Annotated in this window: 30 protein-coding genes; 20 read left to right on the top strand and 10 right to left on the bottom strand. The window is 70.4% G+C overall.

Annotated elements, in window-relative coordinates:
• Positions 1 to 34: 34 nt before the first annotated feature.
• From OG741_RS09665 to OG741_RS09655, 3 genes are all read left to right on the top strand, one after another.
• On the top strand, positions 35 to 1,633 hold the full coding sequence (locus tag OG741_RS09665) for an ABC-F family ATP-binding cassette domain-containing protein (protein ID WP_405596379.1): 1,599 nt from the start codon (positions 35 to 37) through the stop codon (positions 1,631 to 1,633).
• Between the two features lie 428 nt (positions 1,634 to 2,061).
• A complete protein-coding gene (locus OG741_RS09660; protein ID WP_019060653.1) occupies positions 2,062 to 2,280 on the top strand; it encodes a helix-turn-helix domain-containing protein in 219 nt (72 codons plus the stop codon).
• A 128-nt stretch (positions 2,281 to 2,408) separates the two neighbouring features.
• On the top strand, positions 2,409 to 3,200 hold the full coding sequence (locus tag OG741_RS09655; protein WP_405596378.1) for an enoyl-CoA hydratase/isomerase family protein: 792 nt from the start codon (positions 2,409 to 2,411) through the stop codon (positions 3,198 to 3,200).
• A gap of 49 nt (positions 3,201 to 3,249) precedes the next feature.
• Here OG741_RS09655 and OG741_RS09650 read toward each other — a convergent pair whose 3' ends face one another.
• Positions 3,250 to 3,915 (bottom strand): hypothetical protein, encoded by a 666-nt coding sequence (locus OG741_RS09650; protein ID WP_405596377.1) that lies wholly within the window; start codon positions 3,913 to 3,915, stop codon positions 3,250 to 3,252.
• 92 nt (positions 3,916 to 4,007) lie between these two features.
• On the opposite strand from OG741_RS09650, the gene OG741_RS09645 reads away from it, so the two are divergent.
• The 5 genes from OG741_RS09645 to amaP are packed head-to-tail and all read left to right on the top strand — an operon-like array spanning position 4,008 to position 6,279.
• Complete coding sequence (locus OG741_RS09645) at positions 4,008 to 4,502, top strand: Asp23/Gls24 family envelope stress response protein (protein ID WP_405596376.1); 495 nt, start codon at positions 4,008 to 4,010, stop codon at positions 4,500 to 4,502.
• A gap of 11 nt (positions 4,503 to 4,513) precedes the next feature.
• Positions 4,514 to 4,705: a hypothetical protein gene (locus OG741_RS09640; protein ID WP_405596375.1), complete on the top strand. Its 192-nt coding sequence runs from the start codon at positions 4,514 to 4,516 to the stop codon at positions 4,703 to 4,705.
• Positions 4,706 to 4,711: 6 nt separating this feature from the next.
• Complete coding sequence (locus tag OG741_RS09635; protein ID WP_405596374.1) at positions 4,712 to 5,059, top strand: hypothetical protein; 348 nt, start codon at positions 4,712 to 4,714, stop codon at positions 5,057 to 5,059.
• Positions 5,056 to 5,694, top strand: coding sequence for a DUF6286 domain-containing protein (locus OG741_RS09630; protein WP_405596373.1), 639 nt, complete (start codon positions 5,056 to 5,058; stop codon positions 5,692 to 5,694). Before OG741_RS09635 ends, OG741_RS09630 begins: the two co-directional genes overlap by 4 nt.
• A 6-nt stretch (positions 5,695 to 5,700) precedes the next feature.
• Positions 5,701 to 6,279, top strand: coding sequence for an alkaline shock response membrane anchor protein AmaP (gene amaP / locus OG741_RS09625; protein WP_405596372.1), 579 nt, complete (start codon positions 5,701 to 5,703; stop codon positions 6,277 to 6,279).
• 143 nt (positions 6,280 to 6,422) lie between these two features.
• On the opposite strand, the gene OG741_RS09620 is transcribed toward amaP, so the two are convergent.
• From OG741_RS09620 to OG741_RS09595, 6 genes are all read right to left on the bottom strand, one after another.
• Complete coding sequence (locus OG741_RS09620; RefSeq protein WP_266477817.1) at positions 6,423 to 7,178, bottom strand: SDR family oxidoreductase; 756 nt, start codon at positions 7,176 to 7,178, stop codon at positions 6,423 to 6,425.
• Positions 7,179 to 7,182: 4 nt separating this feature from the next.
• Positions 7,183 to 8,967 (bottom strand): glycoside hydrolase family 15 protein, encoded by a 1,785-nt coding sequence (locus OG741_RS09615; protein ID WP_405596371.1) that lies wholly within the window; start codon positions 8,965 to 8,967, stop codon positions 7,183 to 7,185.
• A 63-nt stretch (positions 8,968 to 9,030) separates the two neighbouring features.
• Positions 9,031 to 9,819: an SURF1 family protein gene (locus OG741_RS09610; RefSeq protein ID WP_405596370.1), complete on the bottom strand. Its 789-nt coding sequence runs from the start codon at positions 9,817 to 9,819 to the stop codon at positions 9,031 to 9,033.
• 131 nt (positions 9,820 to 9,950) lie between these two features.
• Positions 9,951 to 10,184: a hypothetical protein gene (locus OG741_RS09605; RefSeq protein ID WP_124002417.1), complete on the bottom strand. Its 234-nt coding sequence runs from the start codon at positions 10,182 to 10,184 to the stop codon at positions 9,951 to 9,953.
• A gap of 64 nt (positions 10,185 to 10,248) precedes the next feature.
• Positions 10,249 to 11,241: a DEDDh family exonuclease gene (locus OG741_RS09600; RefSeq protein WP_405596369.1), complete on the bottom strand. Its 993-nt coding sequence runs from the start codon at positions 11,239 to 11,241 to the stop codon at positions 10,249 to 10,251.
• Positions 11,242 to 11,591: 350 nt separating this feature from the next.
• A complete protein-coding gene (locus OG741_RS09595; RefSeq protein WP_405596368.1) occupies positions 11,592 to 12,212 on the bottom strand; it encodes a TetR/AcrR family transcriptional regulator in 621 nt (206 codons plus the stop codon).
• Between the two features lie 97 nt (positions 12,213 to 12,309).
• On the opposite strand from OG741_RS09595, the gene OG741_RS09590 reads away from it, so the two are divergent.
• The 8 genes from OG741_RS09590 to OG741_RS09555 all read left to right on the top strand — a co-directional run bounded on the left by OG741_RS09590 (position 12,310) and on the right by OG741_RS09555 (position 19,983).
• Positions 12,310 to 13,107: an acetoacetate decarboxylase family protein gene (locus tag OG741_RS09590; RefSeq protein ID WP_405596367.1), complete on the top strand. Its 798-nt coding sequence runs from the start codon at positions 12,310 to 12,312 to the stop codon at positions 13,105 to 13,107.
• On the top strand, positions 13,107 to 13,991 hold the full coding sequence (locus OG741_RS09585; protein WP_405596366.1) for an SDR family NAD(P)-dependent oxidoreductase: 885 nt from the start codon (positions 13,107 to 13,109) through the stop codon (positions 13,989 to 13,991). The genes OG741_RS09590 and OG741_RS09585 overlap by 1 nt, the downstream gene beginning before the upstream one ends.
• 10 nt (positions 13,992 to 14,001) lie before the next feature.
• A complete protein-coding gene (locus tag OG741_RS09580) occupies positions 14,002 to 15,291 on the top strand; it encodes an amidohydrolase family protein (RefSeq protein WP_405596365.1) in 1,290 nt (429 codons plus the stop codon).
• Positions 15,288 to 16,523 (top strand): amidohydrolase family protein, encoded by a 1,236-nt coding sequence (locus tag OG741_RS09575; RefSeq protein WP_405596364.1) that lies wholly within the window; start codon positions 15,288 to 15,290, stop codon positions 16,521 to 16,523. The genes OG741_RS09580 and OG741_RS09575 overlap by 4 nt, the downstream gene beginning before the upstream one ends.
• Before the next feature lie 24 nt (positions 16,524 to 16,547).
• Complete coding sequence (locus OG741_RS09570) at positions 16,548 to 17,258, top strand: VIT family protein (protein ID WP_405596363.1); 711 nt, start codon at positions 16,548 to 16,550, stop codon at positions 17,256 to 17,258.
• A 104-nt stretch (positions 17,259 to 17,362) separates the two neighbouring features.
• On the top strand, positions 17,363 to 18,211 hold the full coding sequence (locus OG741_RS09565; protein WP_405596362.1) for a sterol desaturase family protein: 849 nt from the start codon (positions 17,363 to 17,365) through the stop codon (positions 18,209 to 18,211).
• A gap of 29 nt (positions 18,212 to 18,240) precedes the next feature.
• The gene (locus tag OG741_RS09560; RefSeq protein ID WP_405605484.1) at positions 18,241 to 18,906 is read left to right on the top strand and encodes a lysoplasmalogenase; all 666 of its coding nucleotides are present in this window, start codon (positions 18,241 to 18,243) and stop codon (positions 18,904 to 18,906) included.
• An 18-nt stretch (positions 18,907 to 18,924) separates the two neighbouring features.
• The gene (locus OG741_RS09555) at positions 18,925 to 19,983 is read left to right on the top strand and encodes a zinc-dependent alcohol dehydrogenase family protein (protein WP_405596361.1); all 1,059 of its coding nucleotides are present in this window, start codon (positions 18,925 to 18,927) and stop codon (positions 19,981 to 19,983) included.
• 58 nt (positions 19,984 to 20,041) lie between these two features.
• On the opposite strand, the gene OG741_RS09550 is transcribed toward OG741_RS09555, so the two are convergent.
• Entirely contained in the window at positions 20,042 to 21,574 is a 1,533-nt protein-coding gene (locus tag OG741_RS09550; RefSeq protein WP_405596360.1) for a S8 family peptidase, read from the bottom strand.
• Between the two features lie 259 nt (positions 21,575 to 21,833).
• Here OG741_RS09550 and OG741_RS09545 point away from each other — a divergent pair, with 259 nt between their 5' ends.
• The 3 genes from OG741_RS09545 to moaA all read left to right on the top strand — a co-directional run bounded on the left by OG741_RS09545 (position 21,834) and on the right by moaA (position 24,990).
• The gene (locus OG741_RS09545; RefSeq protein ID WP_266477849.1) at positions 21,834 to 22,199 is read left to right on the top strand and encodes a DUF485 domain-containing protein; all 366 of its coding nucleotides are present in this window, start codon (positions 21,834 to 21,836) and stop codon (positions 22,197 to 22,199) included.
• A complete protein-coding gene (locus OG741_RS09540; RefSeq protein WP_405596359.1) occupies positions 22,196 to 23,836 on the top strand; it encodes a cation acetate symporter in 1,641 nt (546 codons plus the stop codon). The genes OG741_RS09545 and OG741_RS09540 overlap by 4 nt, the downstream gene beginning before the upstream one ends.
• Positions 23,837 to 24,000: 164 nt before the next feature.
• Positions 24,001 to 24,990: a GTP 3',8-cyclase MoaA gene (gene moaA / locus OG741_RS09535; RefSeq protein WP_405596358.1), complete on the top strand. Its 990-nt coding sequence runs from the start codon at positions 24,001 to 24,003 to the stop codon at positions 24,988 to 24,990.
• Here the strand turns inward: moaA and OG741_RS09530 are convergent.
• Together OG741_RS09530 and OG741_RS09525 are read right to left on the bottom strand one after the other, a co-directional pair.
• On the bottom strand, positions 24,973 to 25,224 hold the full coding sequence (locus OG741_RS09530; protein ID WP_405596357.1) for a hypothetical protein: 252 nt from the start codon (positions 25,222 to 25,224) through the stop codon (positions 24,973 to 24,975). The genes moaA and OG741_RS09530 overlap by 18 nt on opposite strands.
• 178 nt (positions 25,225 to 25,402) lie before the next feature.
• Complete coding sequence (locus OG741_RS09525) at positions 25,403 to 25,780, bottom strand: DUF3099 domain-containing protein (protein WP_405605482.1); 378 nt, start codon at positions 25,778 to 25,780, stop codon at positions 25,403 to 25,405.
• Positions 25,781 to 25,992: 212 nt separating this feature from the next.
• Between OG741_RS09525 and OG741_RS09520 the strand changes: the two genes are divergently transcribed.
• Positions 25,993 to 26,268: a GlsB/YeaQ/YmgE family stress response membrane protein gene (locus OG741_RS09520; RefSeq protein WP_266477859.1), complete on the top strand. Its 276-nt coding sequence runs from the start codon at positions 25,993 to 25,995 to the stop codon at positions 26,266 to 26,268.
• Positions 26,269 to 26,312: the final 44 nt, after the last annotated feature.

The following is a 26,312-nucleotide window of genomic DNA, read 5'->3' as shown; positions in this document are numbered from 1 at the left end:
CCTTCCGCCGTCCATACCGCCCTGGAGTCTTTCCGTGATCACCGCTTCCGGCATCGAGCTGCGCGCCGGCGCACGTGTCCTCATCGAGTCCGCGTCCTTCCGTATCGCCAAAGGCGATCGCATCGGCCTGGTGGGCCGCAACGGAGCGGGCAAGACCACCCTCACCAAATGCCTTGCGGGCGAAGGAATCCCCGCGGCCGGCACCATCGCCCGCTCCGGCGAGGTCGGCTATCTCCCGCAGGACCCGCGCACCGGCGACCTCGAGACCCTCGCCAGCGACCGCATCCTCTCGGCCCGTGACCTCGACTCCGTGCTGAAGAAGATGCGCGAGAACGAGGACCGGATGGCGAACGGCCAGGGCGCCACCCGCGCGAAGGCCATGAAGAAGTACGAGCGCCTGGAGACGGAATTCCTCACCAAGGGCGGTTACGCCGCCGAGGCCGAGGCCGCCACCATCGCCGCCGCGCTCGGCCTGCCCGACCGGGTCCTCGGCCAGCCGCTCCATACGCTCTCCGGTGGTCAGCGCCGCCGCGTCGAGCTCGCGCGCATCCTCTTCTCGGACGCCGACACCCTGCTGCTCGACGAGCCCACCAACCACCTCGACGCCGACTCGATCGTCTGGCTGCGCGACTACCTCAAGACCTACCGCGGCGGCTTCATCGTCATCTCCCACGATGTCGATCTCGTCGAGACCGTCGTCAACAAGGTCTTCTACCTGGACGCCAACCGCTCCACGATCGACGTCTACAACATGGGCTGGAAGCTCTACCAGCAGCAGCGCGAGGCCGACGAGAAGCGCCGCAAGCGCGAGCGGCAGAACGCCGAGAAGAAGGCGGCGGCCCTCAACTCCCAGGCCGACAAGATGCGCGCCAAGGCCACCAAGACCGTGGCCGCGCAGAACATGGCCAAGCGGGCCGAGCGGCTGCTCGCCGGGCTCGACGAGGTCCGCGTCTCCGACAAGGTCGCCAAGCTGCGCTTCCCGGAGCCCGCACCCTGCGGGAAGACCCCGCTGACCGCCGAGGGCCTGTCCAAGTCGTACGGCTCCCTCGAGATCTTCACCGATGTGGACCTCGCGATCGACAAGGGCTCCCGGGTCGTCATCCTCGGCCTCAACGGCGCGGGCAAGACGACGCTGCTGCGCCTGCTCGCGGGCGTGGAGACACCGGACACCGGAGCGGTCACCCCCGGCCACGGACTCAAGCTCGGCTACTACGCCCAGGAGCACGAGACGCTGGACCCGGAGCGCACGGTTCTGGAGAACATGCGCTCGTCCGCGCCGGACCTCGATCTGGTCCAGGTGCGCAAGACGCTGGGGTCCTTCCTGTTCTCCGGCGACGACGTCGACAAGCCGGCCGGGGTGCTCTCCGGCGGTGAGAAGACCCGTCTGGCGCTCGCCACCCTGGTCGTCTCGTCCGCGAACGTCCTGCTCCTCGACGAGCCCACCAACAACCTCGACCCGGCCAGCCGCGAGGAGATCCTCGGCGCGCTGCGCACCTACAAGGGCGCGGTCATCCTCGTCACGCACGACGAGGGAGCGGTCGAGGCGCTGGAACCCGAGCGCATCATCCTGCTGCCGGACGGCGTCGAGGACCTGTGGGGCGCGGACTACGCGGACCTGGTGGCGCTGGCCTGACCGGTCCAGGACCGGAGCCTCAGGCGTGCCGGAATGGTGTTTCAACCGCGCCGGACCGACGCCTCATCCGTGCCGGACCGGCCTTTTCCGGTCCGGTCGGGCTCTGATCCACTCCGTATGGATCATTCGGCCTACGCGTGATCCATCATCTGAGTGAGAACGTCTCGTACCCCGGCGTGGCACCGAGCGGTTCCGCTCCGTTCGGTGTCGCGTCCCGCCCGTCCCGCCCACGCGGCGCTGACCTGCGACTTCTGCGGGGAATCCGTGCGGGCGCCCGGACAGCCGCACGCGGAATCAGTGATTCCGATCGTGTCGGCCTCTTATCGGACGCCAAAGCTTGTCGTACGGACCTTGCCGAATGGGTGGCCAGGAAGGCCCCGAGGGGTGATCATGAGAGTCCAGAGCGCACTTCCCATGAGGAGGCACGGGTGGCCGAGACTCTGAAGAAGGGCAGCCGGGTAACCGGCGCCGCGCGCGACAAGCTCGCGGCAGACCTGAAGAAGAAGTACGACTCCGGTGCGAGCATCCGGGCGTTGGCCGAAGAGACCGGCCGCTCCTACGGATTCGTCCACCGGATGCTCAGTGAGTCCGGAGTCACGCTGCGGGGACGCGGCGGAGCGACGCGAGGCAAGAAAGCTTCGGCCTGACCGTCGAGGCTCCTCCGGTCCACCGGTTTCCACGGTGGCCACCCGGTCGGTCGCAGGGTCGGCCGGGTGGTTACTGTGCAGTCACTTAACTTCGTATGCAGTGACTGCACCCGAACCGGAGGCGCCCCATGACTTCGCTCGACTCTGTGCTCGACAAGGACGGCGTACGGCTCACCGTCGAGGACGCGGTTGCCACGGTGACCCTGACCAACCCGGACAAGCGCAACGCCCAATCTCCCGCTCTGTGGCGGGCGTTGGCGCAGGCGGGTCGGTCATTGCCGGGCGACGTGCGGGTCGTGGTGCTGCGCGGCGAGGGCAAGTCCTTCTCCGCGGGGCTCGACCGGCAGGCGTTCACGCCCGAGGGCTTCGACGGCGAGCCGTCCTTCCTCGACCTCGCGCGCGGCTCCGACGCGGAGCTCGACGCGGTCATCGCCGAGTACCAGGAGGCGTTCACCTGGTGGCGCCGCAGTGACATCGTCACCATTGCGGCCGTCCAGGGGCATGCGATCGGTGCCGGATTCCAGCTCGCCCTCGCCTGCGACCTCCGGGTCGTCGCGCAGGACGTGCAGTTCGCCATGCGCGAGACCAGCCTCGGGCTCGTCCCCGACCTCACGGGCACGCACCCGATCGTCTCGCTCGTCGGCTATGCCCGCGCGCTGGAGATCTGCGCCACCGGCCGCTTCGTCCACGCCGAGGAGGCCGAGCGCACCGGGCTGGCCAATCTTGTCGTGCCCGGTGACGAGCTCGACAGCGCGGTACGGGACCTGGCGGCGGCACTGCTCGCGGCGCCTCGGGACGCGGTGATCGAGACCAAGGCCCTGCTGCAGGGTGTGAGCGGCCGCTCCTACGAGGAACAGCGCACCGCCGAGCGGGCGGCGCAGGCGCGCCGACTGCGGGACCTGGCCGGCATCGGCGACTGATCCGCCGGGTCCGCCTGGCCCGCCCGGTCCGCTGTGGGCGCGGCCCCGGTCACGCCTCCACGGCCGTGACCAGCACCGACACCGGGCGACCGTCCGCGAGCGCGGCCGTCACCGCCTCGCGGACCGCCCGGACCACCTCCAGCGGACGGTGACCCCTCGCCGTCGCCACCTCCACACGGACATGGTCCGGGGCGAGATGCACCGCCGCACCCAGGGTTGCCGTCAGATGGGCCACTCCCGGGGCCCCGGACGTGGCCCATCCCGCCGGATCCTTCGGGGCGGCGGGCTGTACCCCGGGTGGGGGAGCGGCCTGCGGGGGTTCCGGAGCGATGTCCAGTACGTCCGTCACCCGCAGATCCACTTCCGCGATCCTCAGATCCAGCAGGTCAGCCGCGGCCGTGAACAGCGCCGTGCGCAGCAGGGACGCCGCCACCGGGAGCGGCTGCCACGCCATCGCCGCGAAATCCGCCTCGATACGCAGCGGTCCCGGCGGCAGCGCGCTCGGCGGCGGCGGTACGGAGGGAAGGCCCGCCGCGTCCGGATCCGCGAGCGTCAGCCGAAGCCTGCCCGGAACCACTCCGGGCACCTGGGCCGCCGCGCGCCGAAGCACCGCGTCGGCCGCCTGTTCCGCCAGCCACGCCCCGTCCGCGGCCCCGCCCAGCGGAAGCAGCCTGCCGAGCCCGAGCCGTCGCCGTACTGCATCAGCGGTGGTCATTGCTCCAGCGTGCCGCATCCCCGGCGCGAGAGTGGGCAAGCGCACTTAATGTGGACAACGGAGTCCAACCCGTCCGGAAAGGACGCACGGCGATGACCGACATTGCTCAGCGGAACCGGCCCGAGAACCCCAACGAACCGTCGGGCTCGGGCGACGAACTCAGGAAGACATCAACGACCAAGCGCGGCGGCGGCGATCCCGCGTCCCGTGGCCGTACCACCATCGCCGACGGCGTCGTCGAGAAGATCGCCGGACTCGCCGCCCGCGATGTCCTCGGAGTCCATGCGATGGGCAGCGGCATCTCCCGCACCTTCGGCGCTGTCCGCGACCGGGTGCCGGGCACCAGCAAGTCCAGCGCCACCCGCGGTGTGAAGGCCGAGGTCGGCGAGGTGCAGACGGCCCTCGACCTGGAGATCGTCGTCGACTACGGCGTCTCCATCACCGAAGTCGCCCGCGCGGTCCGCGAGAACGTCATCGCCGCGGTGGAACGCATGACGGGACTCGAGGTCGTCGAGGTCAATATCGCGGTCAGCGATGTGAAGCTGCCCGATGAGGAAGAGGAAGAGTCGGAGCAGCGTCTCCAGTAGAGGAGCCCACGATGAGCATGGCTATGGCCGGCATGATCGCCGGCATGGCACTCGGCTTCGCCGGATACTTCGGCGGGTTCGGTGCCTTTCTGCTGGTGGCCGCACTGGGGGCGGTCGGCTTCGTGGCAGGCCGGTTCCTGGACGGCGACCTCGAACCCGGCGACTTCTTCCGCGGTCGCGAGCGCGGCGACCGGCGGCGGTGAGCCGCGGTGGCCGCCGACCGCGTCGAAGCCGCCGAGCGCGGGGCGACCGCGATCGCTGACCGGGTCGTCGCGAAGATCGCCGCGCAGGCGGCGCGGGAAGCGCTCGAGGCCGTACCGGAGGGCAGCACGGCACCCCGGGCCACGGTCACGGTGCACCATGACATGGCCCGGGTCCGGGTCAGCCTGGAGCTCGGCTATCCCTCCGACATCGGCGGTCAGTGCGGGGCCGTGCGTCACCGAGTCGTACAGCGGGTAAAGGCGTTGGCGGGGATGGATGTGCCCGAGGTCGCGGTGCTGGTCGAGCGGCTGCACTCGGTGCACTCGCGCAGGGCGGGACAGGGGAGGATCCGATGAGCGAACCCGTACGGCCCGTACTCGAACTGGACCAGTCGACGTCGGCTGCGGACTATCACTCTCCCGGGCAGACCGAGGGCGACGGAGGGAAGGCGGGGCGCTTCTGGTCGGAGCGCCGGATCCCGGCCGGGCTTGTGGCCCTCGTGGTGCTCGGTGGCGCGGGACTGCTTCTGTACGACGTCGCGGCGGTACGCGCCGACCGGCCCGCCATGCACTGGCGCCGGGTATTCGCGGCGGACCTCGCGAAATGGCGGCTGGACGAGCTGGGGGTGCTGGCCGTCGCGGTGGCCGCGATGGTCCTCGGCGTCTGCCTCATCGTCATCGCCGTCACACCCGGACTGCGGGCGCTGCTGCCGATGCGGCGCGACGTCGCCTCCGTACGGGCGGGGCTCGACCGGGACGCGGCGGCGCTGGTACTGCGGGACCGGGCGATGGAGATCTCCGGGGTGCAGTCCGTACGGGTCCGGATGCGGCGCACGAAGGCTTCCGTGCGGGCCCTTTCACACTTCCGTGAACTCGACGACGTACGGGCGGATCTGGACGTGGCGCTGGCCGCCGGCATCAAGGAACTCGGCCTCGCTCGGCCGCCGGCGCTGACCGTGCACGTCGCCCGGCCGTCGGCGAAGAAGAGGTGAGGGCGCATGCTCGGGGTCGTCAATCGTGTACTGCTCGCTCTGGCGGGTCTGGTGCTGCTGTGCGTGGGCGGCGGGGTGCTCGCGGCGGGGGCCGGATGGGCGGTGCCGTCCTGGTGGCCCTGGGACGGGCCGAACGACGTACTGCTGACCAAAGCGGACCGCTACCGCTGGCGTGACGAGGGCTGGTGGTGGCCCGTGGTCATCGCCGCGCTCGCGGTGATCGTGCTGCTCGCCCTGTGGTGGCTGATCGCCCAACTGCGGCGCGCCCGGCTGGCGGAGGTCCTCGTGGACAGCGGCGACGGGGAGGGCGCGCTGCTGCGGGGGCGGGCGCTGGAGGGCGTCCTGGAGAGCGAGGCGGAGTCCCTGGAGGGCGTGTCCCGCGCCCACGTCACCCTGACGGGCCGCCGCAGCACGCCGTCGGCGCGGGTAGCGCTGCTGCTGGAGCCGCACGCGTCCCCCGGGGAGTCGCTGCAGCGGCTGACGGAGGAGGCGGTGGGGCACGCGAGGGACTCGGCGGGGCTGGAGGTGCTGCCGGCGGAGGTACGGCTGAGGGCGGCGAAGCACGGTGCGGAGCGGGTGAGCTGACGCGTGGCGGGCGACCCGTCAGCTGCGGGTGCCCCGGACCCCCTGGGGTGAGGTGGGGGTGCGGGGCAGGATCGGAGTGATCGGGCGGTGGGCGGGACAGGCCTCCCGCGTGGAGCGCTTGGCGCCCGGCGCAGGCCGGACCGTCAGAACCCGTGGCGGGCGCCGCCGTCCACCGGGAGCATGACGCCCGTCAGGTAGGACGCCGCCGGTGACAGCAGGAACGCCGCCGTGTTGCCGAACTCCTCCGGCGTGCCGTAGCGGCGCAGAGGGATGCGGGACTCGTTCGCCGTGCGGGCCGCGTCCGCGTCGCCCGACAGGGCGTCGAGTTCGCGGACGCGGTCCGTGTCGATGCGGGAGGGGAGCAGGCCGACGACCCGGATGCCCTGGGGGCCCAGTTCGTCCGCCAGGGACTTCGCGAAGCCCGCGAGGCCCGGGCGGAGGCCGTTGGAAATCGTCAGGCCGGGGATCGGTTCGTGGACGGAGGCGGACAGGACGAAGCCGATCACACCGCCCTCGTCCAGCGCTGCGGCCGCCGTGCGGGCCAGCCGTACCGCGCCCAGGAACACCGCCTCGAACGCCGTGAGCCACTGCTCGTCCGTGTTGTCCGCGGCGAAGCCCGGTGCCGGGCCGCCCACGCTGATCAGGATGCCGTCGAAGCGCCCGAAGTGTGCCCGTGCCGCGGCGACGAGGCGTTCCGCGCCCGCCGGGTCGGCATTGTCCGCGGCGATGCCGATGGCGTTCGGGCCCAGCCCGGCCGCCGCGTCCGCGACCGACTGCTTGTCGCGGCCGGTGATGACCACCTTCGCGCCGTCGGCCACGAGCGCCCGCGCCGACGCGTTCCCCAGCCCCCGCGACGCACCCGTGACGACATAGACGCGGTCCTTCAGTCCAAGATCCATGGGCCTATCCTGCCGTCTCCTCCCCGGCCAGCGCGAGGGCCGAGACGACCAGCCCGATATGGCTGAACGCCTGCGGGAAGTTCCCGACCTGCCGGCCGGCCACGGGGTCGTACTCCTCGGCCAGCAGCCCGACGTCGTTGCGCAGGGCGAGCAGCCGCTCGAACAGCTCCCGTGCCTCCTTCACCCGCCCCGTCAGCCGCAACGCGTCGACCAGCCAGAACGAGCAGGCCAGAAACGCCCCTTCGCCCCCGGGCAGCCCGTCCACCGTCCGGCTGTCGGTGCTGTAGCGGCGTACGAGACCTCCCGTCCCCAGCTCCTCGCGCACCGCGTCCACCGTCCCGATCACCCTCGGATCGTCCGGCGGCAGAAAGCCGACCCGCGGGATCAGCAGTGCGGCCGCGTCGAGTTCGACGGACCCGTAGGACTGCGTGAAGGTGTTCCGCACCGGGTCGAAGCCCTTCTCGCACACCTCCCGGTGCACCTCGTCGCGCATCGCGCGCCACCGGTCCGCGTCGCCGTGCAGCGAACGATGCCTCTCCAGCGTGCGCACGGCACGGTCCGCCGCCACCCACGCCATCACCTTGGAGTGCACGAAGTGGCGCCGGGGGCCCCGTACTTCCCACAGCCCCTCGTCCGGCTCGCGCCACTTGGACTCCAGGAAGCCGAGCAGGCTGAGCTGCAGCTCCCAGGCGTGCTGCTCCGCGGGCAGACCCGCCTCCCGGGCCACGTAGAGGGAGTCGAGCACTTCTCCGTACACATCGAGCTGCAGCTGTTTGACCGCCTCGTTGCCCGTGCGGACCGGCGCGGAGCCCGCGTAGCCGCTCAGCCACTCCAGCTCCGTCTCGGGCAGCCGGCGCTCTCCCGACAGCCCGTACATGATCTGCAGATCCGCCGGGTCTCCGGCCACCGCCCGCAGCAGCCAGTCGCGCCAGGCCCCGGCTTCCTCCTGGTAGCCCGCCATCACCAGCGCGCCCAGCGTGAGGGTGGCATCCCGCAGCCAGCAGTAGCGGTAGTCCCAGTTGCGTACGCCGCCCAGTTCCTCCGGCAGGGAGGTGGTGGGCGCGGCGACGATCCCGCCGGTCGGGGCGTAGGTCAGTGCCCGCAGCGTGATGAGCGAGCGGATCACGGCCTCGCGGTACTGACCCCCGTTCCGGCAGCGCCGCGACCATTCGGCCCAGTCGTCCAGGCTGCTGGCCAGCGCGTCGTACGGATCGATGAGCGTCGGCCGCGGCTCGTTCGAGGGATGCCAGGTCATGACGAATGCCACCGACTCCCCCTCGCCGACCGTGAATGACGTGCGGGTGCTGAACTCCTGCCCCCAGGTCTTGACGTCCGGCTCGCTGCGCACCCATACGGAGTCGGGGCCCGCGACCGCCAGATGGTGACCGTCCGTCCGCCGCATCCAGGGCACCACGGAGCCGTAGTCGAAACGCAGGCGCAGCGTGCCGCTCATCTCGACCGAGCCGCTGACGCCCTCCACGATGCGAATGACATCAGGAGCCGTGTCGCGCTGCGGCATGAAGTCGATGATCTTGACCGTGCCGGTCCGTGTCTCCCACACCGACTCCAGGACGAGCGATTCCCCGATGTAGCCGCGGCGGGTGCAGGGACCCGCGCCCTTGGGCGCGAGGGTCCAGTGGCCGTTGTCCTTGTTCCCGAGCAGCGCGGCGAAACAGGCCCCGGAGTCGAAGCGGGGCAGGCACAGCCAGTCGATGGAGCCGTTGTTGCCAACCAGCGCTGCGGTCTGGAGATCGCCGATGAGGGCGTAGTCCTCGATGCGTAGGGTCACGCATTCGCGTGTTCCCGCCCCGCGCGGTGATTAAGCAGCCGCGGAGCCGGGCCGGGGCCACGGCTAGGCGTTCGCGGGGGCCGGCTCCGGTGCCGTGTGTGCCGCGGCGGCCTCGCGGTCGCGCTTCTCGCGGCGTACGAGAATCACCCAGCCGACGGGTACCGCCGCGGTGAACAGCCACCACTGGACGGCGTACGCCATGTGCGAGCCGATGGAGTCGTGGTCGGGGTCCGGGATCGGTTCCGGGCTGCCGCCCGCGGGAACGGGCGCGGTCTGCTCCAGATAGCCGCCGAGCACGGTGCGGCCCAGCGCCTTCGCCTGCTGGCCGCTGCTGATCAGCATGATCTGGCGGGGCGGCAGACCGGCGAGGTCCTTGATGCCGCTTGCCTTCGTCGTCTCGTCGGCCTTGAGCCGGCCGGTCACCGTCACCGTCCCCTTGGGGGCGGGCGGCACGGAGGGGAAGGCCTTCTGGTCGGCCGCGGTCGGGATCCAGCCGCGGTTGATCAGCACCGCCCGGCCGTCGGCGAGGACCAGCGGGGTCAGGATATGGAAGCCGATGCGTTCGTCGGCGGAGGTGCGGCGGCGTACGACGACTTCGTGCGCGGTGTCGAAGGTGCCGGTGGCGGTGACCCGGCGCCAGTAGTCGGCACTCGGGACGGTGTGCCCCGGGGAGGTGAGCTCGGTCACGGGGACGGGCTTCGCCCGGAGGTTCTTCGCGATGAGTGTGTTCTGCGCGACCCGGTGCTGATGCCGGTGGAACTGCCAGAAGCCCAGCTCGATCATCGTGGGGATGAGTACGAGGCCGATGAGGGTGAGGATCACCCACTGGCGGGTCAACAGGAAGCGGTACACGGCTTCGACCGTACCCGCTGGGGCGCCGGGGCCCGGAGCGGGGGTCCCGCCCGGGCCGGCCACCCCGCTGTCGCGGGGACCGGAGCAGGTCGCGCCGCGGCGTGGTGCTCTACGACCCGTGCGCAGCCGGGTCAGACCTTGTCGACGATGCCCGCCCTCCCCTCCGCGCGGGCGCAGTGCCCGCCGCAGTACCAGTGGCCCTCGACCTCGACGCCCTGCCCGATGATCTGGACCCGGCAGTGCTCACAGATGGGCGCCATGCGGTGAATGGCGCAGGAGAAGCAGTCGAAGACGTGCACCGCGCCCTGCGCGTGCACTTCGAAGGACATGCCGTAGTCGTTTCCGCAAACCTCGCAACGTGCCATGCGCCACAGGGTGGGACGCGAGGCGGCCGCGGTGCGAGCGGGCGGCGGGCGAGTCGCGTCCGGTTCACTCCGATGCGGGTGCCGGGACCACGTCCCGCAACAGCTGGGTGAAGGCCGCCTCGTCGATGACCGGTGTGCCGTACGCCTTCGCCTTGACCGTCTTCGACGTCGAGGCCCCGGGATCGTTGGTCACCAGAAGGCTCGTCAGCCGGGACACGCTCGTGGCGACATGCAGGCCCGCCTCGATCGCCCGGTCCTCCAGCAGTTCGCGGTCGACGGAGGTGTCGCCGGAGAAGGCCACCCGCATGCCCTGCACGAGCGCCTGGCCCACCTCGTACCGCCCCGGGTTGGGGTAGGGACAGGCGGGGCGCTTGCGCGAGGGCCGCCAGCTGCTCTGTCCGTACGCGCTCTGGCCGTACGAAGCCTGGTAGCCGATCCGCGGGGTCGCGGGCGAGTCCGACCACTCGGTCAGCGGACGGCATTCGAGCAGCGGCAGCCGCACCCCGTCACGCGCCGCGGTGTGCAGACTCGGCCGGAACGCCTCGGCCAGCACGCGTGCGTCGTCCAGGGCGTGGTGCGCCCGCTGCTGTACGACGCCGAAGTGCGCGGCGAGCGACTCCAGCTTGTGATTGGGCAGCGGCAGCCGCAGCTCCTTGGAGAGCGCGATGGTGCACAGCCGCTGCCGGGTGGGCGCGGCGGCGCTCGCGCGCGCGTACTCCCGGGAGATCATCGACCAGTCGAAGATGGCGTTGTGCGCGACGAGGACCCGGCCGTCGAGCCGCTCGGAGAACTCCTCGGCGATATCACCGAACAGCGGTGCGCCTTCCAGCACATCGCTCGTCAGACCGTGGATCCACACCGGACCCGGATCCCGTTCCGGGTTGACGAGGGTGTACCAGTGGTCCTCGACATTGCCCCGGGCGTCGAGACGGTACACAGCAGCGGAGATTATCCGGTCGTCGCGAGCGAGTCCGGTGGTCTCCACGTCGACGACCGCGTACCCCTGGGGATACGCGGCCGGCCACGCTGTAGCTGCGGTTGTACGGTCGTCGAGCATGGTCACAGAGAATACGGGCCCGCACTGACAACTCCGGATGGGCCCGGTCCGCCGGTCCGGCGCGGCGGCGAGCTGCCCGGCAGTGCGCTGTTCCAGGCCACCGCCGCCAACGGGCCCCGGAGGCAGGCGAGATACGGTCGGTGTCGCCCGCCTCGGTGTCACCTGACCGTGTGTCGCGCGGGCGCTGGGCCGTGTCTGACAAATAGCGCCGTCCGCCCGCAGGGCGGGGTGCGCGGCGTCCGGTGCGTGCAATCGCAAGGCGGAGGATCATCCTCGTACTGGACGTACTTGGATGACTCCGACAACGCAGCGAGTGGGCGTGCCGGGCGTCGCGCGCCAGGCGAGATTTGTCAGACACGGCCCAGCAGCGCGCTCACCAGTGCCCTGGCGGAGGCGGTGAACAGCTTCTCCGGATCGGCGGGCCGCGCCAGCGCGCGGGCCAGCGCCGGGTCGTGCTCCGCCGACCGCGCGTCCCACAGCTCCTGCTCCCCGGGCGACTGCACCGGCGAGCGTTCCCGGTTGCGCTCGACGAGTACGAAGCCGACGACCTGGAACTGGACGGCGCGCACCGCCTCGGCGGCGCGCGCCCCGCGCAGTCCGGCGGCGTGCACCTCGTGGACGAGCGCCTGCTGCGCGGGCAGGAACATCCGTTCCGTGAGCCCCCGTTCATGGACCATCGCGATCAGATGGGGGCGCTCGCGCAGCTCACGGCGCAGCCGCCGGGCGATAGACACGATGCGCTGCGCGGGCGTACGGCCGATGGCCCGGATCGCGCCCATCTCCTGGACCGTCCGCTCCACCAGTGCGTCGAGCAGCGACTCGCGATTGCCGACGTGCCAGTAGATCGAGGTGACTGCCGTGCCCAGCTCGGCGGCGAGCTTGCGCATGGTGAGGGCCCCCGGGCCGTGCTGCTTGACGAGCGAGGCGGCCGCTTCGAGCACCTCTTCGCGGGTCAGCGCGGTTCTCGGCATGGTGCCCCCAATTCCGGTACGTGCACGGCTCTTTACCCTTCATCGGCCTCGGTGTAACTGTGTTACAGGCAGGCCGACTGACGAAGGGCGGTACGACATGGCACGCGTACGGTACGGCGCGCGCACCGAGGCGGAGATCTCCGCGGCCCGCGCAACCAGCTCCAGGCTTCCCGACATCTGGTCCACCGGCGTCGTGGCGGTCTGGGAGAGCGACCCCGACGCGGTGGCGGCCGTGCTTCCACCGCCGCTCAAACCCACCGAACGGCCCCTGGTGCGGGCCAGTATCAGCAAGGTCGACCTGTCCGGCCATCCGCTCGGCGCCGGCTCGGTGGCCGTCGCGGCGCTGCACGACGGACGCGAGGGCTGGTACCCGCTCGTCATGCCGATGACCCACGAGCGCGCGCTGATCGGCGGACGCGAAGTCTTCGGCGAGCCGAAGAAGCTGGGCGAGGTCGGCGTCGAGCGCGACGGCCTGGTCGTACGGGCCGTGCTCGCCCGGCACGGCATCGCCTTCGTCGAGGTGCGCGGAGCGGTGGACGGCCCGCTGCCGCTGCCCGAACCGGCTCAGAAGCTCGACTTCTACTTCAAGTTCCTGCCCGCGGTGGACGGACAGGGCTTCGACGCCGACCCCGTACTCGTGCACTGCACGCGCAACGAGAAGTTCCGCAAGCTGGAGAAACTCACCGGCGATGTGGTGCTGCGCGAGTCGATGTACGACCCCGTCGCGGACCTGCCCGTACGCCGTGTCGTCGAGCTCACCATCGGCGAGAAGACGAGCGACCAGAAGGGCAGGGTCGCCGAGCGGGTGAGCGCCCAGGCGCTGCTGCCCTACATCCACCAGCGTTACGACGACCCGCAGCAGATTCTCGACGGTCCCCCTGCGGGGAGCGCCTGATGCGGCTGAGGCAGGGACAGGTCGCCGTCGTCACGGGCGCGGCGAGCGGCATCGGGCTCGCCATGGCACGGCGGTTCGCGGCCGAAGGGCTGGGGGTCGTCCTCGCGGACGTCGAGGAGCAGGCCCTGCACAAGGCGGCGGACGAACTCGCCGCGGACGGGGCGCGGGTGCTCGCGCACACCGTCGACGTGGCGGACCGCGCCTCCGTCTTCGGGCTCGCGGACGCCGCGTACGACACCTTCGGCGCCGTCCATGTGCTGTGCAACAACGCGGGGGTCGGCTCCGGCGCCGAGGGCCGGATGTGGGAGCACGAGCCCAACGACTGGAAATGGGCCTTCGCCGTCAACGTCTGGGGTGTCTTCCACGGCATCCAGGCCTTCGTGCCGCGCATGATCGCGAGCGGCGAGCCGGGCCATGTCGTCAACACCTCGTCCGGCGACGGCGGGATCGCGCCGCTGCCCACCGCGTCCGTGTACGCGGTCACCAAGTCGGCGGTGGTGACGATGACGGAGTCGCTGTACGCGCATCTGAAGGCGGAGCACGCGCGCGTGGGCGCGTCCGTCCTGTTCCCGGGGCCGCACATGCTGCGCACCGGACTGTGGGAATCGCACCGCAACAGGCCCCGGCGGTACGCGAAGGAGCGCCCGCGCAAGACGCCGTACCGGAGCCTGGACCAGTGGGAGAAGGCGATGAAGGACGCCGGCCACGAGGTGAGGTTCACCCCGGTCGAGGAGGTCGCCGACTTCGTCGTGGACTCGATCCGCGCGGACCGTTTCTGGATGCTGCCCGCGAGCGAGCACAGCGACCGGCAGATCCGCGCCAGGTCGCAGTCGATGCTCGACCGCGCGGACCCGTCGTACCTGGAGAGCTTCATTCTCGACTGAAGGACACCTGATGTCAGAGTCAAGGTCAGACCCGTACCTGATCATTTCCTCCGACTGTCACGCCGGACTGCCGACCGAGCGGTACCGGCCCTATCTGGAGTCCCGCTTCCACCGGGACTTCGACGCCTTCCTCGCCGGGCAGGGCCGCCGCCGCGAGGAGATGAACCGGCTCGGCGTACGCAACGAAGCCTTCGCCGACAAGTGGTTCAGCGACAACGAGGAAGGCCTCAAGGGCGGTTGGGACACCGCCCAGCGGCTCAAGGAGCTCGACGGCGACGGAGTGGCGGCCGAGGTCGTCTTCCCGGACGCGGACGCCGTCGACAGCCAGACCGCCGCGCCCTTCGGAGTGGGGCTCGGCCTCAGCGGCGATCAGGACCCCGAACTCGGCATGGCGGGTGCGCGGGCGCACAACCGCTGGCTGGCCGAATTCGTCGGTCAGAACCCCGAGCGCCACTGCGGGGTCGCCCTGCTGCCCATCACGGCGGAGCCCGCGAAGGTCGTCGCCGAGATCCACCGGGCCAAGGAGTCCGGGCTCGGTGCGCTGATGATCCCCTCGATGTGGGTCGACAAGGAGCCGTACCACGACGGGCGTTACGACCCGGTGTGGGCGGCCGCCGCGGAGAGCGGGATGCCGGTGGTCACCCACTCCGGCGCGGCGCCGCGCCACGAGTACGGCGACCACCTCGGCATCTATGTCTCCGAGGTCACCTGGTGGCCCGCGCGGCCGCTGTGGTTCCTGCTCTGGTCCGGCGTCTTCGAGCGCCATCCCGGCCTGAAGTTCGGCGTCGCCGAGTCCGGCTGCTGGTGGCTTCCCAACCAGCTGTGGTTCATGGACCGGCTCTATCTCGGCGCGCACGGCGGCAAGAAGCTCTCGCCCTTCGCCGAGCTGAAGCGGCCGCCGAGCGAGTATCTCGACCGGCAGATCTTCATCTGCGCCACCAACACCAAGCGGCGCGAACTCGCCCAGCGCTACGAGATCGGCGTCGACAACATCCTGTGGGGCAGCGACTTCCCGCACCCCGAGGGCACCTGGCCCGACACGCGCGCGTGGCTGGCGAAAACCTTCCACGACATCCCCGTCGCCGAGACCCGCCGCATGCTGGGCCTGGCCGCCGCGGACGTCTTCGGCTTCGACACCGAAGTGCTCGCCCCGGTCGCCCGGCGCATCGGCCCGACCCCGGCCGAACTGGGCCAGTCCGAGGATCAGTCGGCCGTCGAGGCATCCTGGGCGAGGTCACGGGAGGTGGGCCGCCACTGGCTGACCGAGCACGACTTCCCTGTCCTGGGGGTCTCGTCATGAGAGACGGAGCCGACCGCTACACCGTCATCTCGGCCGACTGCCACGCCGGGGCCGATCTCCTCGACTACAAGCCGTATCTGGAGAAGAGGTACCACGACGATTTCGACGCGTGGGCTGCCACGTACGTCAATCCGTACGAGGATCTGCTCGCCGACACCGCCGACCGCAACTGGAATTCGGAGCGCCGCCTCAGTGAGCTGGAGGCCGACGGCATCGTCGCCGAGGTCGTCTTCCCCAACACCATCCCGCCGTTCTTCCCCAGCGCCTCGCTGATGGCCCCGGCGCCCACGCGGGAGGAGTACGAACAGCGCTGGGCCGGGCTGCGTGCCCACAACCGCTGGCTCGCCGACTTCTGCGCGGCGGCGCCCGGGCGGCGGGCGGGCGTGGCACAGATCCTGCTCAACGACGTGGACGAGGCGGTCCGCGAGATCCGCCGCACGAGCCGCGCGGGTCTCACCGGCGGGATCCTGCTGCCGGGCACACCACCTGGCTCGGGCCTTCCCGAGCTGTACTCGCAGACGTACGACCCGATCTGGGCGGTCTGCGACGAGCTCGGCGTACCCGTCAACCACCACGGCGGCTCGGCGTCGCCGCCGCTGGGTGAAGAACCGGCGGCCCGCGCGGTGTTCATGGTGGAGACGACCTGGTTCTCGCACCGGGCCCTGTGGCATCTGATCTTCGGCGGGGCCTTCCGCCGCCACCCGGAGCTGAAGCTGGTCCTCACCGAACAGGGCTCGGGCTGGATCCCGGGCGTGCTCGACATGCTGGACTACTACCACGCGCGCCTGGTGGCCGCCGCGACGAGGGCCGCCACCGCGGAGTCCAAGTTCGGCGCGGGGCTTGCCGCTTCGATGGGCAGGGGCCCGAGCGAGGTCTGGCGCGAGAACTGCTTCGTCGGCGCGAGCTTCATGCGCCCGCACGAAGTGCCGCTGCGCGACCGGATCGGCCTCGACAAGATCATGTGGGGCTGCGACTATCCGCACGACGAAGGCACCACGCCCTACTCCCGCGAAGGCCTCCGCATCGCCTACGCGGGGCTGGAGAGGAACGAGGTCGCGGCGATGGCCGGCGGCAACGCCGCCCGGGTCTACGGCTTCGACCTCGGCGTCCTCGACCCCATCGCGGCCAAGGTCGGCCCGACGGTGGAGGAGATCGCCGAGCCCCTGACCGAGATCCCGGCGGCGGCGACCAGCCCCGCGTTCGCCCGGGGCGGGTCGGTGCGCGTCTGGTGAGAGGCAGGGTGAGACCCTCCCGTGGTGACCGACACACCGCACGACGAAGCCCACGGCGGGGCTCTCGGCGCGCGCCTCAACTGGCTGCGTGCCGCGGTCCTCGGCGCCAACGACGGCGTCGTGTCCACCGCGGGCATCGTCGTCGGCGTGGCAGGCGCCACCGACTCGCGCGCCACTCTCCTCACGGCCGGCCTCACGGGACTGCTTGCCGGATCGATGTCCATGGCGGCCGGCGAGTACGTCTCCGTCTCCACCCAGCGCGACTCCGAGAAGGCGGCCCTGGCCGTGGAACGGCGCGAGCTGCGTGAGCAGCCGGAGGAGGAACTGGAGGAGCTGACCGGCCTGTTGGTGGCTCGCGGCCTGTCGCAGGTCGTGGCGCGCGAGGCCGCCGAGCAGCTCACCGAACGCGACGCCCTGCGCGCCCACGCGCGCGTGGAGCTCGGCATCGACCCGGACGAGCTGGCCAACCCGTGGCACGCGGCCGGAGCGAGCTTCCTGGCGTTCACGGTGGGCGCGCTGCTGCCCCTGCTGGCGATCGTGCTTCCGCCCGCGTGGCTGCGCCTGCCGGTCACGGTCCTCTCGGTCCTCGCGGCCCTGACCCTCACGGGCTGGTGGAGCGCCCGCCTGGGCGCGGCATCGGCGGGGCCCGCGGTGCTGCGGAACGTGGGCGGGGGAGCGCTGGCGATGGCGGTCACCTATGGCGCGGGATCGGTGCTCGGCGCGGTGGGGGTTTGAGGGGCGCCTTGGCAGAAGTCACCAACTACAGCTGACAAGTCGTCTCACATACTTGTCGGTAGCAACATCTGGCCGTAGCCCCGCCCCGCCTCTACGGTGCTCGCATGTCGAACCTGCCCGATGTCGTGCTGTGGTCGATACCCGCGTTCGTGCTGCTCACCGTCCTGGAGATCGTGAGCTACCGGATCCATCCCGACGAGGACGCCGCAGGCTACGAGACCAAGGACGCCGCCACCAGCATCGGTATGGGGCTCGGCAGTCTCGGCTTCGACTTCCTCTGGAAGATCCCCATCGTCGCGATCTACACCGCGGTGTACGAGCTCACCCCGGCCCGCGTCCCCCTCCTGTGGTGGATCGTGCCGCTGATGCTGCTCGCGCAGGACTTCTTCTACTACTGGTCCCACCGGGGCCACCACGTCATCCGGATCCTGTGGGCCTGCCATGTCGTCCACCACTCCAGCCGGAAGTTCAACCTCAGCACCGCGCTGCGCCAGCCCTGGACGAGCCTGACCGTCTGGCCGTTCTATCTGCCGCTCATCGCGTGCGGAGTGCATCCCGCCGCGCTCGCCTTCTGCTCCTCGGCCAACCTCGTCTACCAGTTCTGGGTGCACACCGAGCGGATCGACAAGCTGCCTCGGCCCTTCGAGTACGTACTGAACACGCCCTCCCACCACCGGGTGCACCACGCCTCCCAAGGCGGTTACCTGGACCGGAACTTCGGCGGGATCCTCATCGTGTGGGACCGGCTCTTCGGGTCCTTCGCACCGGAGACCGAGCGGCCCGTCTTCGGGCTCACCAAGAACATCGCCACGTACAACCCGCTGCGGGTCGCGACACACGAGTACGCGGCCATCGCGAGGGACGTACGGGCGGCGAGCACCTGGCGCGAGCGGGCCGGGCGCGTCTTCCGCGGGCCCGGCTGGCAGCCCGCCGCCGCGCGGCCGGCCGCGTGAGCACACCGGAAGGCGTCGGCGCCCGCGACCTGGGCCGCAGGCAGGCGGCCGCGGAATCCCGCTCGGGCCGCGAGGCGCTCGCCCGTGTCCTGCTCATCGCCTTCGGCCTCGCCGTCGCCGTCGACCTCGGCTCCCTCCTCGCAGGTGCCGAGGCCGGCCATCAGATCGCCAAACCCCTCCTCATGCCGCTGCTCGCGGGCCATGTGTACGCGCGGGGCGGGCGGCGGCTGCTGGTCGCCGCGCTGCTCTGCGGCTGGGGCGGGGACGTGCTCCTGCTGGCCTCGGCCGACATCGCCTTCCTTCTCGGTATGGGGTGCTTCGCGGCCGGGCACGTCTGCTACCTGCTGCTCTTCGGGCGGGGGCGTACACACCCCGGGCTGGGCATCGGCTACGGCATCGCACTGGTCGCGGCCGTCGCCGCGCTCTGGCCGGACCTTCCGGCCGAGCTGCGCGTTCCGGTCGCCGGATACAGCGTGCTGCTCACCGCCATGGCCTACCGCTCGTCGCGTCTCGGGCTCCCGGTCGGGCTGGGCGGGGCGCTCTTCCTGCTCTCCGACATGCTCATCGCCACCGGTGTCGCCGACTGGCCGCAGCTGCCGCGCCCCGACTTCTGGATCATGCTGACGTATCTCGGCGCACAGGTACTGCTCGCACAGGCGTACCGTGAAAAGCCCGTTCCACGTCCCACTGTCTGATCAGCAAGGACCTGCCCCATGCGCGCCACCGTCATCCACGCCCCGCACGACATCCGCGTGGAGGAGGTGCCCGACCCCGCGATCCAGCAGCCGACCGATGTGGTGCTGCGCGTCCTGCGCGCCTGTATCTGCGGCAGCGACCTGTGGGCGTACCGCGGTGAGTCGGCCCGAAAGCCGGGACAGCGGATCGGCCACGAGTTCCTGGGCGTCGTCGAGGAGGCCGGTTCCGCGGTCACCGGCTTCGAGCCCGGCGATCTGGTCGTCGCTCCGTTCGTCTGGTCCGACGGCAGCTGCGAGTACTGCGCCGAAGGCCTGCAGACCTCCTGCCCGCAGGGCGGCTTCTGGGGCTCGATCGACGCCGGGGGCCAGGCGTCCGACGGCGGCCAGGGCGAGGCCGTACGCGTTCCCTTCGCCGACGGCACCCTCGTCAAGCTCCCCGCGGACGCCGCGTCCGACGACCGGCTGCTGACCGCGCTGCTCGCGCTCTCCGACGTCATGGGCACCGGGCACCACGCCGCCATCGGCGCGGGAGTCACCAAGGGCTCCACCGTCGCGGTCGTCGGCGACGGCGCGGTCGGCCTGTGCGGAGTGCTGGCCGCCAGGCGGCTCGGCGCCGAACGGATCATCGCGCTCGGCCGCCACCAGGTGCGTACCGACATCGCCAGGACCTTCGGCGCCACCGATGTCGTCGCCGAGCGCGGCGACGCCGCCGTCGCGGCCGTCCGTGAACTGACCGGCGGGCAGGGCGCGCATGCCGTCATCGAGGCCGTCGGCACCGAGCAGTCGATGCGTACGGCCGTCGGGATCGCCCGCGACGGCGGCGCGATCGGCTATGTCGGCGTGCCCCACGGCAGCGGCACCGGCCTGGACCTGGGCGTCATGTTCGACCGGAACATCGCCCTGCGCGGCGGCGTCGCCCCCGTGCGCGCGTACATCCCCGAACTGCTGCCCGACATACTCGACGGCACGATCGACCCGTCGCCGGTCTTCGACCTGTCGGTCGGCCTCGACGGTGTTCCCGCGGGCTACCGGGCGATGGACGAGCGCACCGCGCTGAAGGTCCTCATCAAGCCGTGACACAGCGCGGAGAGGCCGGACGCGACCCGCGCGTCCGGCCCCCTGAACTCCTCAGCCGTCAGCGGCGAACCGCGTCCAGCGCGTCCGCGACACCGGTGCCGTAGAAGCTGTTCTTGCGGGTGCCGCCCTCGCACACCGCGTCGATGGTGCCGTCCCCGTTGATGTCGTACGGGTTCGTGCAGGCCGTGTCGTCCGCCTCCCCGTACAGCAGGGCCTTCACCGCGGCCGCCGAAGCGTGCGGGTGCTTCGACTTGATGAGCGCGACGACGCCCGCGACATGCGGCGAGGCCATCGACGTACCGGCCTTGTAGCCGTACTTGCCGCCCGGCAGCGTGGACAGGATCCGGCCGTCGACGGCCGGCGCGTCCGGCTTCTGGAAGGCCGTCGAGTCACCGCCGGGGGCGGAGATGTCGATGACGCCGAGACCGTAGTTGGAGTACGAGGACTTCAGGTTCTTCGCACCCAGCGCCGAGACAGTGACGACCCCGGGAATCTGGGTCGGAATGTCCAGGCACTCACGGGGGTTGATGACCCGCGTGCCCGGGGTGGTGTCGTTCGGGCTCGTCGTGTCGGTGAGCTCGTCGGCGGCGAGGTCCATCTTGGAGTTGCCGGCCGCGGCGACGTTCACCACGCCCTTGTGCTCCGCGTAGCCGATGGCCCGGCGGTGCGCCTCGACGAGAGCGCCCTGGTCGAGGTCGTTCTTGCAGTTGAACAGCCACGGGTCGGTGTAGTAGCTGTTGTTGGTCACGTCGACGCCGTGCTCGGCGGCCCACACGAAGCCGCAGACGACGGCCTCGGTGTAGAAGAAGCCGTCCGTGGTCGACACCTTGATGCCGGAGACCTTGACGCCCGGGGCGACACCCGTGATGCCGACGCCGTTCTTGGCCGCGGCTATCGTGCCCGCGACATGCGTGCCGTGGTCGCTCTCGTTGGCGGCCGGCCGCCAGGAGCCGGGAGTCGTGTCGGGCTTGCCGCTCACACAGTTGGCGGACGCCGCGACGTCGAAGTTCGGCGCGAGATCGGGGTGGGTGTCGTCGACACCCGTGTCGATGACCGCGACCGTGACCTTCTTGCTGCCCAGCGTCTTCTCGTGTGCCTTGTCCGCCTTGATGGCGGGCAGGTCCCACTGGAGGGGCTCAAGCGGGTCCTGACCGGCGTCCGCCTGCGCGGCCGCGGTCTTCGCCTCTTCGGCCGTCAGCGGGCGCTCGGAGTCGATCGCCGTGTCGCTCGCGGGGGCGATCGGCGCGGTGCGCGTCGCGCCCGCCGAGGCCACGCCCCGGACCTGACGGATCGTCTTGGCGAAGTCGGGGTTCTGCGAGTGGACGACGATGACGCCTATCTGGTCATAGGCGATCACCACCGTGCCGCCGGCCTTGGCTATCGCCTTCTTCACCGATGTGGCGGCGTGGTGCCCGCCCTTGACGTTCACGACGTACGACAGCTTCGGGCCGTCGGTCACGACCGCGGCGGGTACCTCGTCCGCCGGGGCCGCGGATGCGGCCCCCGCGGGAAGGAAACCGAGCGAGGCCGTGAGCGCCAGACCTGCGGGCAGAGCGAGTGCGCGCCGCCGTCTGGATCCCAGATGAGCCATGGGTTCTCCTCATCATCCGTGACAAACCCGCCCAGACACCCCTGTTGCGAATGAGCGGGTACATGACGAGCGAAGCTATCGCCGATCATGTGCCGCCATCAATGAGTTCAGGAAGAAATCGGGAAGAAAGAGGCCGATGTTGAACCGGCCCGGCGTGCTCTCCGTGCCGTTGTCAGGGGGTGGAGCAACATCAAAAGCACCCCCGACCAGTGAGGTCCCCATGTCCAACCCCACCGCACCCGCGTCGCGAGGAGATTCCGTGGCCACCGATGCACCGCCGCCCCAGGGCGGTACGGACACCAGCCCCGTTCAGCCCACGACAGAGTCGTTCGTCGAGGTGCAGGAGAGCGCGGAATTCGGCGAACTGCGCCGCACATACCGCTCCTTCGCCTTTCCCCTGACCGTCGCCTTCATCGCCTGGTACCTGCTCTACGTACTGCTGTCCAACTACGCGGGCGGCTTTATGGGCACCAAGCTCTTCGGCAACATCAATGTCGCCCTCGTCTTCGGACTCGCCCAGTTCGCCACCACGTTCCTCATCGCCTGGCTCTACTCGCGGCACGCAGCCGAGAAGCTCGACCCCAAGGCCGAGGCGATCAAGTCCCGCATGGAGGACGACGCATGAGCGCCGCGTACGCCGCGTATCCCACGGTCCAGCTCGCCGCCGAAGAAGCGAGCGAACACCGGCCGCTGATCATCACGCTCTTCGCGTGCTTCGTCGTCGCCACCCTGTTCATCACCGTGTGGGCCGGACGCCAGACCAAGAACGCCGCCGACTTCTACGCGGGCGGCCGCCAGTTCACCGGTTTCCAGAACGGACTCGCGGTCTCCGGCGACTACATGTCCGCCGCGTCCTTCCTCGGTATCGCGGGCGCCATCGCCCTCTTCGGCTACGACGGCTTCCTCTACTCGATCGGCTTCCTCGTCGCCTGGCTGGTCGCGCTGCTGCTGGTCGCCGAACCGCTGCGCAACTCCGGCCGCTACACGATGGGCGACGTCCTCGCCTACCGCATGCGCCAGCGCCCGGTCCGTACCGCCGCGGGCACCTCCACCATCGTCGTCTCGATCTTCTATCTGCTGGCGCAGATGGCGGGCGCGGGCGTGCTGGTCTCGCTGCTGCTCGGCATCACCAGCGACGCGGGCAAGATCGCGATCGTCGCCCTGGTCGGCGTACTGATGATCGTGTACGTGACCATCGGCGGCATGAAGGGCACCACCTGGGTGCAGATGGTCAAGGCGGTCCTGCTCATCGCGGGCACCGTGCTCATCACCTTCCTGATCCTGCTGAAGTTCAACTTCAACCTCTCCGACCTGCTCGGCAAGGCGGCCGAGAACAGCGGAAAGGGAGCGTCCTTCCTGGAGCCGGGGCTCAAGTACGGCAAGACCGGCACATCGAAGCTGGACTTCATCTCGCTCGGCATCGCGCTGGTGCTCGGCACCGCGGGACTGCCGCACATCCTGATCCGCTTCTACACCGTGCCCACCGCCAAGGCCGCGCGTAAGTCGGTCAACTGGGCGATCGGCATCATCGGCGCCTTCTATCTGATGACCATCGTGCTCGGCTTCGGCGCGGCGGCCCTGCTCAAGCCCGGCGACATCATCGCCTCCAACAAGGCGGGCAATACGGCGGCGCCACTGGCGGCCCTGGAGATCGGCGGCGGCTCGGGCTCCACGGGAGGCTCCGTCCTGCTGGCGGTGATCTCCGCGGTCGCCTTCGCCACCATCCTCGCGGTGGTCGCGGGCCTGACCCTGGCCTCCTCGTCCTCCTTCGCGCACGACATCTACGCGAACGTCATCCGCAAGGGCAAGGCGACCGACAAGGAAGAGGTCCGGGCGGCACGCTGGGCGACGGTCGCCATCGGCATCGTCTCCATCGCGCTCGGCGCGATGGCACGCGATCTGAACGTCGCCGGTCTCGTCGCCCTCGCCTTCGCGGTCGCCGCGTCCGCGAACCTGCCGACGATCCTCTACAGCCTGTTCTGGAAGAGGTTCACCACGCAGGGCGCCCTGTGGTCCATCTACGGCGGTCTGACCTCGGCCGTGGTGCTGGTGCTCTTCTCGCCGGTCGTCTCCGGCAAGCCCACCTCCATGTTCAAGGAGGCGGACTTCTACTGGTTCCCGCTGGAGAACCCGGGCATCGTGTCGATCCCGCTGGGCTTCCTGCTCGGCTGGCTCGGCACCGTGCTGTCCAAGGAGGAGCCCGACAAGGGCAAGTACGCGGAGCTCGAGGTCAAGTCCCTCACCGGCACCGGAGCCCACTGAGCCTGGAGCAGGACGGCATCGTACGAGTCCCTGCCGCGGCCGCGTCGTAGAGTCCTACGACGCGGCCGCACCGCTCCTCGTGACAATCGGGCCCCGTATGTTGTCGGTGGTCTGGCGTAGGCTCGGTAGCAATAAGATCCGCTGAACCGGGGAGGGGGCCCACCGTGCTCATCGACACTTATGGCCGTGTGGCCACTGACCTGCGTGTTTCACTCACCGACCGCTGCAATCTGCGGTGTACGTACTGTATGCCGGAAGAGGGCCTGCAGTGGCTCGCCAAGCCCGATCTGCTGAGTGACGACGAGATCGTCCGGCTGATCCGTATCGCCGTCACCGATCTCGGCATCACCGAGGTCCGTTTCACCGGTGGGGAGCCGCTGCTGCGGCCCGGCCTGGTCGGGATAGTGGAGCGCTGCGCCGCCCTCGAACCCCGCCCCAAGATGTCCCTGACCACCAATGGCATAGGTCTCAAGCGCACCGCGGCCGCCCTCAAGGCCGCGGGCCTGGACCGGGTCAATGTCTCGCTGGACACCCTGCGGCCCGAGGTCTTCAAGACCCTCACCCGCCGGGACCGCCACCACGACGTGCTGGACGGCCTGGAAGCCGCCCGCGACGCGGGCCTCACCCCGGTCAAGGTCAACACGGTCCTGATGCCGGGCCTCAATGACGACGAGGCCCCCGAGCTGCTGGCCTGGGCCGTCGCCCATGCCTACGAGCTGCGCTTCATCGAGCAGATGCCACTGGACGCCCAGCACGGCTGGAAGCGCGACGGCATGATCACCGCGGGCGACATCCTCGAGTCGCTGCGTACGCGCTTCACACTCACCGCCGAGGGCGAGCAGGAGCGGGGCTCCGCGCCCGCCGAGCGCTGGATCGTGGACGGCGGGCCGCACCGCGTCGGGGTCATCGCCTCCGTCACCCGCCCCTTCTGCTCCGCCTGCGACCGCACCAGGCTCACCGCCGACGGCCAGGTGCGCAACTGTCTGTTCGCCCGCGAGGAGACGGACCTGCGGTCCGCCCTGCGCTCGGACGCGCCGGACGAGGAGATCGCCCGTATATGGAAGCTGGCGATGTGGGGCAAGAAGGCGGGCTCGGGCCTCGACGACCCGTCGTTCCTGCAGCCCGACCGCCCGATGTCAGCGATCGGCGGCTGAGCCTCCGGCGCCCGGATTGCGCTCCCACTCCTCCAGCGTCACGACATCCTTCAGAAAGCCGCGCAGGCCAAGGAAGTTGGACAGGTGCTCGCGGTGCTCGTCACAGGCGAGCCAGGTCTTGCGGCGCTCCGGAGTGTGCAGCTTCGGGTTGTTCCACGCGAGCACCCAGACGGCCTCGGCGCGGCAGCCCTTCGCGGAGCAGATCGGGGTCTCGTCACTCACTCTTACGTCCATACCGAAATGGCCACTACATGGCGACGCCGAGCAGCCACGGGGGGAGCTGCCCGGCGTCGGTCCGTCGCTCCGACGGGGGATGCGGAGCGCCTACGAAGTATGTCACGGGGAGTGGGGTGAGGTGCACCGGAACTTCATGATTGATCTGAGCTTTTCCTGAGCTTCGGAGCCCCTGGAATCAGCTCTGTTCCCGCCCCTGGGCCTCCTGCCGGGCTCCGTCGGCTTCCGGCTCTCCTTCCGCGGCGGTGGGCGGGGAGACCGGCGCGATCATCGGCCGGGACGGTGCGGGGACGAACGTCGAGGGGGCTGAAGGGGCGCTCTCCCGGCCCGCGTTGGCGATCACCACGGAGATGTAGGGGAGAATCCCGCCGAGCACCAGCGCCACGATCGCCACAGGGCGTTCCACATTCCACAGGACCACGGCAAGGATCACCGCCACGGTCCGTACCGACATCGAGATCACATAGCGGCGCTCCCGTCCGCGCACATCGTCCGCGAGACCCTGGCGCGCTCCCGTGATCCGGAAGACCTCCGTGCTGCCATGCTTCCGCATCACGTTCCACCACCCGATTTCCGCGTCGGACACTCCCCGGTCCTGACGCCTTCCACCGTACGCCGCGCATCGGACACCTACGAGACCGGGGCGGGCCCACCTGCGTGGTCGCGGCTGCGTCGTAGAGCGTATGGCTGTGCCCGACATGCGCTGTACGGCGGGCGGGCCGAGACTGAGGCGTAACCGCTCACGCAGAGTTGTACGAGGAGGCAGCCATGGGCTGGTTGTGGGCGATCATCGTGGGATTCGTGCTCGGTCTGATCGCCAAGGCGATCATCCCGGGCAAGCAGCACAGTCCGCTCTGGCTGACCACCATCTTCGGCATCATCGGCGCCTTGATCGGCAATGCGCTGGCACGTGGGTTCGGCATCGACGAGACCAGCGGCATCGACTGGGGACGTCACGTACTCCAGCTCGCGGCGGCCGTGGTGATCGTGCTCCTGGGGGACATGGCCTACACCGCCGTACGCGGCAACAGGCAAAGAGCCTGAGCTCCGGCAAAGGCTCCGCCCCGAACCCCGCAGCAGGGGTCCGG

The organism is Streptomyces sp. NBC_01410 (assembly GCF_045040195.1).
Classification (GTDB): Bacteria; Actinomycetota; Actinomycetes; order Streptomycetales; family Streptomycetaceae; genus Streptomyces.
Note: the sequence above shows the minus strand (reverse complement) of the source record. Positions and strands in the feature narration are given on the sequence as shown.

Coding starts and splice junctions, on each gene's coding strand:
- OG741_RS09655 (WP_405596378.1), top strand. CDS start 2,409: ATGACTTCGCTCGACTCTGTGCTCGACAAGGACGGCGTACGGCTCACC.
- OG741_RS09650 (WP_405596377.1), bottom strand. CDS start 3,915: ATGACCACCGCTGATGCAGTACGGCGACGGCTCGGGCTCGGCAGGCTG.
- OG741_RS09645 (WP_405596376.1), top strand. CDS start 4,008: ATGACCGACATTGCTCAGCGGAACCGGCCCGAGAACCCCAACGAACCG.
- OG741_RS09640 (WP_405596375.1), top strand. CDS start 4,514: ATGAGCATGGCTATGGCCGGCATGATCGCCGGCATGGCACTCGGCTTC.
- OG741_RS09630 (WP_405596373.1), top strand. CDS start 5,056: ATGAGCGAACCCGTACGGCCCGTACTCGAACTGGACCAGTCGACGTCG.
- amaP (WP_405596372.1), top strand. CDS start 5,701: ATGCTCGGGGTCGTCAATCGTGTACTGCTCGCTCTGGCGGGTCTGGTG.
- OG741_RS09620 (WP_266477817.1), bottom strand. CDS start 7,178: ATGGATCTTGGACTGAAGGACCGCGTCTATGTCGTCACGGGTGCGTCG.
- OG741_RS09605 (WP_124002417.1), bottom strand. CDS start 10,184: ATGGCACGTTGCGAGGTTTGCGGAAACGACTACGGCATGTCCTTCGAA.
- OG741_RS09600 (WP_405596369.1), bottom strand. CDS start 11,241: ATGCTCGACGACCGTACAACCGCAGCTACAGCGTGGCCGGCCGCGTAT.
- OG741_RS09595 (WP_405596368.1), bottom strand. CDS start 12,212: ATGCCGAGAACCGCGCTGACCCGCGAAGAGGTGCTCGAAGCGGCCGCC.
- OG741_RS09590 (WP_405596367.1), top strand. CDS start 12,310: ATGGCACGCGTACGGTACGGCGCGCGCACCGAGGCGGAGATCTCCGCG.
- OG741_RS09585 (WP_405596366.1), top strand. CDS start 13,107: ATGCGGCTGAGGCAGGGACAGGTCGCCGTCGTCACGGGCGCGGCGAGC.
- OG741_RS09580 (WP_405596365.1), top strand. CDS start 14,002: ATGTCAGAGTCAAGGTCAGACCCGTACCTGATCATTTCCTCCGACTGT.
- OG741_RS09575 (WP_405596364.1), top strand. CDS start 15,288: ATGAGAGACGGAGCCGACCGCTACACCGTCATCTCGGCCGACTGCCAC.
- OG741_RS09565 (WP_405596362.1), top strand. CDS start 17,363: ATGTCGAACCTGCCCGATGTCGTGCTGTGGTCGATACCCGCGTTCGTG.
- OG741_RS09555 (WP_405596361.1), top strand. CDS start 18,925: ATGCGCGCCACCGTCATCCACGCCCCGCACGACATCCGCGTGGAGGAG.
- OG741_RS09550 (WP_405596360.1), bottom strand. CDS start 21,574: ATGGCTCATCTGGGATCCAGACGGCGGCGCGCACTCGCTCTGCCCGCA.
- OG741_RS09540 (WP_405596359.1), top strand. CDS start 22,196: ATGAGCGCCGCGTACGCCGCGTATCCCACGGTCCAGCTCGCCGCCGAA.
- OG741_RS09530 (WP_405596357.1), bottom strand. CDS start 25,224: ATGGACGTAAGAGTGAGTGACGAGACCCCGATCTGCTCCGCGAAGGGC.
- OG741_RS09520 (WP_266477859.1), top strand. CDS start 25,993: ATGGGCTGGTTGTGGGCGATCATCGTGGGATTCGTGCTCGGTCTGATC.